The following is a 10,075-nucleotide window of genomic DNA, read 5'->3' as shown; positions in this document are numbered from 1 at the left end:
AATATACCGCAAGGGGCTGGGCACAAGAACGGAAAGTGGGGATGGTCAACGGTATCCTGAATGGCAACCGTTGGGGCTTGAAAGGTACGGAAGACCTGGGTAACGGCACCAGCGCCATTTTCCAGCTGGAAAGCGGCTTTGACCTGGGTACGGGCGAATCTAAACAAGATGGTCGTCTGTTCGGGCGCAAAGCCATTATCGGTCTGACCGGCGATAGCTGGGGTACCTTGACCCTGGGTCGTCAGTACAACGTGGCCGATGATGTGGTTTCAGGAATTGATCCGTTCGGCACTGGCGTTCTGCAGGCTGGTGTTGTTGACGGTGCATTCGGTGATTCTCCTTCTGCCCGCATGGACAACTCCTTCAAGTATATGACACCTGATTTCGGTGGTTTCAAATTCGGTATTGCCTATTCAGGCTCTCACAAAAAATCGTCATCTGAAATAGACGAGAAAGAAACTGAAAAGCGTGATACCTCCAACTGGCTTTCAACAGGTTTGGGCTTTGATAATGGTCCGGTTTCTGTCGGCCTTTCCTATGACCGTTTCCGCACCGATATTCGTAATCGGGGTTATAAATTTGACCCATTGGTGGGTGAAGAGGTTCCTTTCGATAAAAAAACCAAAGGCACCACCCATATGTGGAATCTGTTCGGCGCCTATGACTTTGAAGTCGTTAAACTGCACCTGGGCTATGGTCTGATTCGTGGTTCTGTAGCTAGCAGCGCCGTTACTGAAGCTAAAGTCGGTAGCATTGGCCTGAACGGCGCACTGGCTGGCTTCACGACTGTTATGGACCCCGATAGCAAATTTCATGGTTTGAACTACACAGAAGCCAACGGCTTCCGTCAACAGTCCTGGATGGTTGGCCTGAGCGCACCTGTGAGCGACACCGGCACCGTTCTGTTCTCTTACCAGGGTAACAAGTCCAAAAACACCAATGAAGACTTTGACGGCATAAAAGGCAAGCTGAACATCTTCAGCGTGGGTTATGTACAAGGCCTGTCCAAGCGTACCCGCGTGTATGCTGCCGCTTCTTACGGTGTAGGCAAAATGAAGTTTGATGAAAAACTGGGTACCGGCAACGTCAAACTGAAATCCACACTGATTGGCGTGGGTCTGCAACACCGCTTCTAATGACATGCATCGCCTGGCGATGTATTCATAAAGCAGAAAAAAACCACCCTTCGGGGTGGTTTTTTCATTGTAGCTGTATAAATGCGGCCTTTCCTAAGTCGATGAAGCCGCAGTGGTATCAACTATCCTTTGGGCTTGTCTTTTGATGATGCTGCTGGCTTTGCCGGCGTGCCTTCAGTGGACTGATTATCGGATTGTGTGCCCGCCGAGTTTTTCAGTTTTGTAAATGCCTCGTCCAGGTTTTGGTCCGCCTGCATCAGTTTGTCTCGCGTCGATTGCATCCATGCCTTATCGTCGCTCAGGCGCTTGTTGCTTTCGGCCAGCATGCGCTCCACTTCCGCCGGTTGTGGCCCGCCAGTACCCATTCTGGTTTTCACCATGAATTCGGGAGAAAGCACTTCCCGGAAATGGGCTTCATTGATAGGCAGTTTAGCATCGGGCAGTTTATATTTCTGTAGCGCCTTGGTATACAGTTCAGCGGCCTTGGCATAAGGAAAGTCTTTGGGTTTGAAGCCGTTGGCCCGCGCTTCAGTCACAATTGCTGAAGCAAAGCTGTGGCCTACACGGAACGGGATCTGATGTTCCTTTTGCAGGGCTTCGGCCAGCTCCATGGAGGTAGTCCACTCGTCTTCCAGCTCCTCAAGAGAACGTTTTGCGTTCACATTGAGTGCCTTCAGGACGGTATTGACGTTATCAACCATTTTGATCGCCTGCGGAAACAGGCCCAGGTCGTCCCATGACGATTTATAGTCGGTCATGCCCGTGGTTACGTTGTGCGCCCGGAATATGACAGTTTGCGCCAGGCCGACCACGTTGGATGCCGCTTCGCGGGCGCGCATGATCACCCCGGGATTACGTTTTTGTGGCATGGCGCTGCTGGTATAGGTGCTGCCTTCATCCAGTAGCAGCCACGGTCGGGTCTGGTGATATTGCGTATGAATATCGCCGAGCAACGCACCCAAGCGGATCGCGGAAGAAGAGGGAATGGCCGAGGCTTCCAGGGATACGTCGGATGGCGTGACCTGGCTGGAATCCAGGGAGTTTTCAATAATGCCGTCAAAGCCTAGCAGGGCTGCCATGCGTTCGCGGTTCAGCGGCCAGCTCGAATTGGCGAGCACGGCAGTGCCCATGGCAGACAGGTTCATGCGTTTGTACAGTTCGTGGATGCGTTGTGCATCCCTGGCAAAAGAGGCTTCATAGGCCAGCAGGTAATGTGCATAACTGATGGGCATCGCCTGGACGCCGTTGGTATAGGCCGGCACAATGGTGTTGACGTTTTTGGCTGCGGCCGCAAGCAACGCGGTCCGTAATTTGTTCAGCGCGTCCGAATAGTCCAGCACCTGATTGCGCAGTTTGGCCATCCGGTAGGTTGCGTACATATCCTGGCGACTGCGCCCGGTATGGATCAGAGAGGCATCCGGGCCGATTTCATTTGTGATGATTTTTTCAATTTGCAGCACATCTTTGGGCCGCTTGCCGTCAGACTTTTCTGATTGCGCCAACGAATAGGCAACGCCGCTGGCAAGCTTTGCGCCCATTTGCGGATCAACAATTTTTTCTTCGGTCAGCATGACGGCTGACGCCTTGTTGATTTTTCCAAGCCAGTAGAACTGGTCTTCCTTTTCGTCATTCTTGCTGGTGGCCTTGCTGGAGATTGGCTTGGCTATGGCGCCTGCCTTGATGGCCTGCTGTTCGCATTCTGCTGTTGTCTTGCAGGGCAGCTCGCCCGTATTGGCCGCGTGGGCAAGCGTGGCTGCCAGGCTGAGCGCCACGATCGCCAGCGCCTGGGGTTTCAAACGAAATAGATCATGATTCATGCTGCTGTCTCCTTGTTTTAATATTGATTGTTGCTGGCTCTTGTGGCCATTGTGAGCGGGTGCCTGGACGACGGCAGACAGAGGTTGCATCTCGCCTGCTGTCGGCTGTGTTTCGGGCCTAGCATCGGCGGCCTGCTGCTACTCAGGCAAAAAACCGCTGACCGAAAGATATCGTTCGCCAGTATCATAGTTAATTCCCATGACTTTGGCGTTGGCTGGCAGACTGGGCAATGTTTTTGCGATTGCCGCCAGTGTTGCGCCGCTGCTGATGCCAACCAGCAGCCCTTCCTGCGTAGCGGCGCGGCGGGCATAGTCTAGCGATTCCGGGACCTCAACCGAGATTGTGCCGTCAAGCAGGCTCATGTCCAGATTGACAGGAATGAAGCCGGCGCCAATGCCCTGCAGTGCATGCGGGCCGGGTTCGCCGCCCGCAATGACTGCAGAGGCGGCAGGTTCAACGGCAAGCACTTTCAATTGTGGCCACTGTTTTTTCAGGGTACGGGCAATGCCGGTGATATGGCCGCCGGTGCCAACGGCGGTAATTAGAAAGTCCAGTCCTTCAGGAAAGTCGTCGAGAATTTCCTTCGCGGTGCGCTCGGCATGCACCTGTGGGTTGGCCGGGTTGTCGAACTGCTGCGGAATCCATGCGCCAGGCGTTTGTTCGGCCAGTTCGACAGCGCGCGCAATGGCGCCTTTCATCCCTTTTTCCTTGGGAGTCAGATCAAACTGGGCGCCATAGGCGCTGATCAGACGACGTCGTTCTACACTCATGCTTTCAGGCATGACAAGAATAAGCTTATAACCTTTGATTGCGGCAACCATGGCCAGGCCAACGCCCGTGTTGCCGGAGGTCGGTTCGATAATGGTCGCGCCCGGTTTAAGTTCACCGGCCTGTTCGGCCGCTTCGATCATGGAAAGCGCTGCGCGGTCTTTCAGGGAGCCGCCGGGATTGAAACGTTCTGCCTTGATCCAGACTTGCTGCTGGCCGGGGAACATACGGGAAAAACGGATATGTGGGGTCTGACCAATGGTGTCAAGTACGGATTCTGCTTTCATGAAGTGGGATGTGTGATTAAGGGGAAAAAAACTGAATATAGCATACTGTCTGTGCCGCGCAATACAAGGTTTTCCCGGTCAGAGGGCCATGCCAGCAATCGCGTTGTGCGCTCGCCTGCAGCGTAGGGTAAAGCGCTGTGCAGCGTAACACTGGACGCGGCAGGCAGATCGGGCCGAAGCATCTTAGCAACTTATAAAAAAAGATCAGCCAGCTGACAGCAGGTTGACTGCACGGCATATGTTCAGCCTGCAGTTGCGAGAAACGGCTGCTGCTTGAAGATTGGGTGATCCTGCTATACTGCAAACGGTACGGAAAATAAAAATAAATCGTATTGCAAGAAAAACGTATTGAAAAAATGGTAGCACGAGTGGTCCCGGCTATCCGAAAGCGAATGTCGCTGCGTATCACAATCGTTTTCGATGGTGGATCGTGCATCGGTTTACCGGTTGCGGGTACAACTGAATGGAACGAGGAAATCGGCAATGGCGTCAGAACTGGAACTGGTAGGAAGGCTGGTCATGTCTGCGGTGCTGGGTAGTGTGATCGGATTTGAACGGGAGCGACTATCCTGGGCGGCGGGGCTGCGAACACATATGTTGGTGTGCGTGGGCTCTGCGCTGATCATGATTGTTTCCATATATGGGTTTTCAGATACGCTGGGTGAGCATGTCACTCTTGACCCGTCACGTGTGGCTGCCCAGGTCGTCTCTGGTATCGGTTTTCTGGGGGCGGGCGCCATTCTTGCGCGCGGGCAGGTCATTCGCGGCCTGACAACTGCGGCCAGCGTATGGTCGGTTGCCGGCGTCGGGCTTGCCGTAGGGGGCGGGCTGTACATTCCGTCCATTTCGGCGACAGTTGTCATCCTGCTGATACTTGCCGGCATCAAGCCGCTGGAAAAACGCTTTATCGCGTACCACCAGCGGCGTCATGTCACCATCAAGGTCAGGCGCGGGCAACTAACGCTGGGTACTTTCAACCAGGCGCTTGGCGTGAGTGCGAATCGGGTCAAGCAGTTTATTGTGCAGCCGTCTGAAAAAGAAGAATACGATGATGTGTACGTCGTCTTTTCCCGGATGTCACCTCAGGAATATGCAGCGATTCGCAAGAAGTTCAAGGAAATCCCAGGCCTTGAATCCATTTCTGAAAGGGCGTCCGATGAGGAGGTTGATCCATACTCGTGGTAGGGACGAGCACACCAAATTAGACGGGCACGCTAAGTCAAATGTCATAGACGTCAGGCGGCGACCGGCACCGGTCTGTTACGCAGCTCATACAGCGTAATGCCTATGCCGCTGGCGCAGATGACGCTGATGCCAAGCCAGGTGATGCCGTCGGGAAACTGATTCCAAATCAGCCAGCCCAATGCCGTTGCGCTGATAATTTGCAGATAGACAAAGGGCGACAAGAGCGATGCCGGCGCCTGGCGATATGCCTGAATTTGCAACAGATGGCCCAGGCCACCGGTAATGCCGGTAGACAGAAGTAGCAGCCATTGTTTCAGGTCCAGCACAGCGAGTACCTGCAGCACTTCGTCGATTGTAAACAGCGTATATACGGTCAGCACCACGGTGCCAAACAGACCGCTCCATATTAGCGTTGTAAATGGGTTGTCGCCGGCGAGCCGCCTGTTGGCGATAAACTGCATGGAAAAAATCACCGCATTGGACAGCCCGAAAAATACTCCGGTAGGATCAAGCCCGCCTGAAGGACGGATCACAATCAGAATGCCAAGAAATCCCACGATGGCGGCAATCCATCGTGACAGCATGGCCTTTTCCTTGAGTATCCACGGCGCGACTGCAAGAAGTATAAGCGGCGCAATAAAATTGATCGCAGTGGCCTGTGCCTGGGGCAGGTAGCGTAACGTGGTGAAGAACACCATGGTGGAAGTGAGCATGAAAACGCCACGCAGCAGCTGTTCCACCGGCTTTTTGGTTTTCAGAATCTGCCAGCCCCTGGCCGGTATGATAATTGATGTCACCAGGATCAGATGCACCGAGTAGCGCACCCAACACAGTATAAGCAGGGGGACGCCGACAGACATCAACCATTTGCCGGTGGCATCCAGCATGGACAGCACCGACATCGCCACCAGCAGGGAAAGGATTCCGGGCAGGGGGCTGGATATTGGCGAAGTCGGCTGATTCATGTGATTCCGAAGGCTGCAGACCGGAGCTGTCACGGGTGCAGTGTCCGGCAAAAGGTACTGGGGTAAATCCTGGCTCTTATGGTAGAGGATTTACCCTGACAACACCAGCGTATGTGGTTGCTGGTTGAGCTTTCCGTCCCCGAGTGTTGTCATTATCACAAATGTTGACCCACTCAAGTGATATAAAGCGGGCACTATAATAAAGTGCGTTATGGGCACGCCATGCAGGGATGGCGGCTCACACGCGATGATCCATGGTGTGGGTCTATGGCAGTCTTCAATGATATGACCGGCGCCTGAAGCGCGCGTCGTCCTCTGGAATACGCGCCAAGTGACGTGTCGATCGCCAGACTGTTCATCAGGTATTGCCCTGAACAGCCAGCCGTGCCCGGCTGCGTGTGCGCAGAAAATACCAGATTGACACGGCCATCAATGTGCCCAACAACACCATTTCAAGCTGGATGCTGGCATTGAAGGCTTGTTGGTAATCATGACCTTGTAGCAGCGATTGTGAAAACACCACGCCCAGCAGCGCCGGCCCAAAACCCATTGACGCCTGTTGTATCGTCGATAGCATGGCGCTGCCTGAACCGGCCTGGTCTGGCGGGATCTGCGACATGCCGATGCGGTAGAAGGCGCCGACAATAAAAGCCTGGCCGATGCCGATAAACAGTGACGGAATCGTCAGCGACAGCAGGTTGGGTGCCGGCCAGACCTGTTGCAATACCCATAGCAGAATGAGTAGACCTGGAATGACCATCGCGCAACCCAGTATGAGGGTCGGGAGCAAGCCTATGCGGGCCACCACGCGGGTGCTGAGCAGCGAGCCCACGAAAAAGAAGACGCCCAGCGCAATAAATGAATTGCCCGATTGCAATGGCGTCAGACCGGCGCCAGCCTGTAGCGTCAGCGCCAGCACGAACATGAAACCGCTCCAGCAGGCGAAAAAAAGGATGGCGGTGAAAAAACCGAAACGTACGGTGGGCAGACGCAGCAGGGAAGGGGGCAATAAGGGCAGGACACCGCGGCGTTCCTGACGGGCTTCTGTTTTCCAAAGTGCAACGGCCAGCGGTATTGCGCAAGCGAGCGCCGCCAGACACAGCCAGTTCCAGCGCATCGAAGGGCCGAGCGCGACGGGAAGCAGAATACTGATAATGAGCAATGCCAGCAAGAGTGTTCCCGGCCCATCGATGCCTGCCGGATTCTCCCTGCGGGTTTCGGGAATATGACGTGATGATAAAAACAGCGCAGCCGCACAAACCGGTAAATTGATCAGAAAAATACTGCGCCATTCCGACCCGGCGATATTGGCATGCACCAGGAAGCCGCCCAGCACTTGCCCGATAATGAAAGACAGGCCGCCTATGGAACTGTACAGGCCAATGGCGCGGGAGTGCGAATGGCCCTTGAGGCAGACGTGGATCGTAGCCAGTATTTGCGGCACCAGCAGGGCAGCCGCAACGCCTTGTAGTGTACGGGCCAGCAAAAGAAGCGAAATGCTGGGCGCAATACCGCAAAGCAGTGACGAAATACCAAAAAGCAGTACGCCGATATTGAAAAGGCGCCGACGTCCGTACATGTCGCCCAGCCGGCCTCCCATTGCCAGCATGACGGCGAAGGCCACACCGTACACAGCGACCATCAACTCCAGTTCGTACTCTGTTGCATGTAGGGAGCGGGCAACCGAATCCAGCGCCACGTTGATAATGGAAAAATCTATTTGTGGCAGAAACATGCCCGCCAGCAGGACTGAAAGGCCAGCGTTGTTCAGGCGGCTGGTATCTTGCGGTGCATCCGACATCATAAAAAATCCTGGAAAAAAATCATCGATGAAGTATTATGAGTATGTTTTTAGACGGGTACCAGAGCCTGATTAGCCTGGTATAAATAGTGTAGGCCTAATGTGCTTGACCGGCCATAATGCCCGGTGCTGCGGGGCGCCTGATCAAAATAATGCAATTGTGATTGCAGCAGGATGTTGATGGAACGGGGGCAGCCAAACATACGTGCTTGCCCTGGCGCTATCATGTTTGTAAAAACCGTTGCAACAGCGCTGCCCAAATGGCAGGAGTGAAAATGAGATTGACTGACAGCATGAGCGCCGTTATAACGCATCCGGCAGCAGAGAACTGGAAAACACCTATTGACGATAGGGTAGATCGAGCAATGGAGTTGGGTATGTTTCTGCGTGCCCGACGTGAAAGTCTTGATCCACGCCGCCTGGGGCTACCCAGATACGGGCGTACTCGCACGCCCGGGCTGCGCCGCGAGGAAGTGGCGCAACTGGCTGAGATCGGTATCACCTGGTATACCAAACTGGAACAGGGGCGTCCCATACGCGTATCGCCCAAAGTGCTGCAGGCTGTCGCATCGGCACTACAGTGCACCGATACGGAAACGCGCTATCTCTTTACTCTGGCTGGCCTGGCCAGCCTGGCCTCGGCGGTGTCCGGGAAAATCTGCCGTATGATGCCAAATGCCATACAGACCATTCTGGACCAGTTGCATCCTTTGCCGGCCATTGTGCAAAATGCCAGATATGACATCGTTGCCTTTAACAATGCATTCTGCCGAATGATCGATTGCGACCTGAATCAGGTTGCCCCCGAAGACTGCAATTGTATTTATCTGGCACTCACTGATCCGCAGATCAGGAAGGTCACGCAGGACCTGCCAGAGACGATCGCACACATGGCGGCACGGCTACGCGCGCAGATGGCAGCGCATCTGGGCGATCCCGCGTGGGAACGCTATCTGCAGCGTTTGCTTGCCTGTTCTTCTGAATTTGCCGATATCTGGAATCAGAACCGCGTTTGCGCCACGGTGGATCATATCGTGCGCTACAAGTATGCCGGTCTTGGTACGCTGGAGGTATTGCAGACCAATTGGTGGAGCATGCCGATGGCCGGCGAGCGTCTGCTTGTCTATGTGCCGGTTGACCAGGCGCATCGCGCGCTTTTGTCCAAAAGGATGGCAACCCATGCTGCCTGAACCAGTAAATTTGTCGCGCTTCGATCCACAGACCCTCAGGTTGTATTTGCTGGCGGCACGCTCACTGAATCTGACCCGGGCTGCGCAAGATGCGCATATGACGCTGTCGGCGCTCAGCAAGCGGATTTCGGAACTGGAAAAGCAGATCGGTTGCGAGCTGTTTATCCGACGGGCAAGGGGACTGGAGCTGACGCCGGCGGGCCACGCATTGGTCGAACATGCGCAATTGGTTATTGCTGCTGTGACACGGCTCACGTCAGACATGAGTGCGTATTCAGCCGGTCTGCGTGGACAGGTGCGTATCTGGGCCAATACTTCATCTGTGATTCAGTTCCTGCCACGGGACCTGGCCGCATTTTCCAGAACGCATCCGGCGATCAGGCTAAGCCTTGACGAAAAGCTAAGTCATGAAATTATTACGGCGCTCACGCAGGAAAGAATTGATATCGGTATTTTTGCTGACAACATTCCTAGTGGCCAGGTAGAAAAATATTTCTATCGTCATGATCAATTGGTGGTGCTGGTGCCGCGCGGACATCCGTTAGGAAAACACAAGCGGATTCGCTTTGCGCAGGTGCTGGACAATGATTTTGTCGGCCTGTCGGATGGCAGTTCGCTGCAGGTGCGCATGCAGGATGCCGCTTTGGCTGCCGGCAAAACGCTGCGGTTGCGCGTTCAGGTCAGCAGCTTCGACGGAATCTGCCGGATGATTGAAGCAGGGTTGGGGGTCGGTTTGTTGCCGCTGGAAGCGGTCCGGCCGGAAATTATCGGCAAGGGGCTTCACGCGCTGGCGCTGGATGACGACTGGGGTCAACGCACTTTGTATGTCGGCGTACGTAGCGCCGTTGGTCTCAAGCCCGATGCGCAGCGATTGCTTGACTTTCTGAAGCAAGCCCATCAAGCGGGATGACCGCTGACAGATACA

The 10,075-nt window shown here is 54.6% G+C and carries 8 protein-coding genes; 4 read left to right on the top strand and 4 right to left on the bottom strand.

What is annotated here, in order from left to right; all coding sequences use genetic code 11:
- A partial coding sequence (locus ACTIKR_RS06675; protein ID WP_442327427.1) for a porin occupies positions 1-1,136 on the top strand: 1,136 nt, incomplete at its 5' end.
- A gap of 122 nt (positions 1,137-1,258) precedes the next feature.
- Here ACTIKR_RS06675 and ACTIKR_RS06670 read toward each other — a convergent pair.
- Positions 1,259-2,953: an argininosuccinate lyase gene (locus ACTIKR_RS06670; RefSeq protein ID WP_442327426.1), complete on the bottom strand. Its 1,695-nt coding sequence runs from the start codon at positions 2,951-2,953 to the stop codon at positions 1,259-1,261.
- A gap of 138 nt (positions 2,954-3,091) precedes the next feature.
- Positions 3,092-4,009 (bottom strand): cysteine synthase A, encoded by a 918-nt coding sequence (cysK, locus tag ACTIKR_RS06665; protein WP_193089044.1) that lies wholly within the window; start codon positions 4,007-4,009, stop codon positions 3,092-3,094.
- 483 nt (positions 4,010-4,492) lie between these two features.
- On the opposite strand from cysK, the gene ACTIKR_RS06660 reads away from it, so the two are divergent.
- On the top strand, positions 4,493-5,194 hold the full coding sequence (locus ACTIKR_RS06660; RefSeq protein WP_442327425.1) for an MgtC/SapB family protein: 702 nt from the start codon (positions 4,493-4,495) through the stop codon (positions 5,192-5,194).
- A gap of 50 nt (positions 5,195-5,244) precedes the next feature.
- On the opposite strand, the gene ACTIKR_RS06655 is transcribed toward ACTIKR_RS06660, so the two are convergent.
- Positions 5,245-6,159 carry a DMT family transporter gene (locus ACTIKR_RS06655; RefSeq protein ID WP_193089046.1) on the bottom strand — a complete coding sequence of 305 codons (915 nt, stop codon included), beginning with the start codon at positions 6,157-6,159 and terminating at the stop codon, positions 5,245-5,247.
- Between the two features lie 358 nt (positions 6,160-6,517).
- Positions 6,518-7,963, bottom strand: a complete 1,446-nt coding sequence (locus ACTIKR_RS06650; protein ID WP_442327424.1) for an MFS transporter — start codon at positions 7,961-7,963, stop codon at positions 6,518-6,520.
- Between the two features lie 272 nt (positions 7,964-8,235).
- On the opposite strand from ACTIKR_RS06650, the gene ACTIKR_RS06645 reads away from it, so the two are divergent.
- Both ACTIKR_RS06645 and ACTIKR_RS06640 read left to right on the top strand, forming a co-directional pair.
- Positions 8,236-9,150: a helix-turn-helix transcriptional regulator gene (locus tag ACTIKR_RS06645; protein ID WP_442327423.1), complete on the top strand. Its 915-nt coding sequence runs from the start codon at positions 8,236-8,238 to the stop codon at positions 9,148-9,150.
- Positions 9,140-10,060 carry a LysR family transcriptional regulator gene (locus ACTIKR_RS06640; RefSeq protein ID WP_193089047.1) on the top strand — a complete coding sequence of 307 codons (921 nt, stop codon included), beginning with the start codon at positions 9,140-9,142 and terminating at the stop codon, positions 10,058-10,060. The genes ACTIKR_RS06645 and ACTIKR_RS06640 overlap by 11 nt, the downstream gene beginning before the upstream one ends.
- The last annotated feature ends 15 nt before the right edge of the window (positions 10,061-10,075 follow it).

Source organism: Advenella sp. (assembly GCF_052108595.1).
Taxonomy (GTDB): Bacteria; Pseudomonadota; Gammaproteobacteria; order Burkholderiales; family Burkholderiaceae_B; genus Advenella.
Note: the sequence above shows the minus strand (reverse complement) of the source record. Positions and strands in the feature narration are given on the sequence as shown.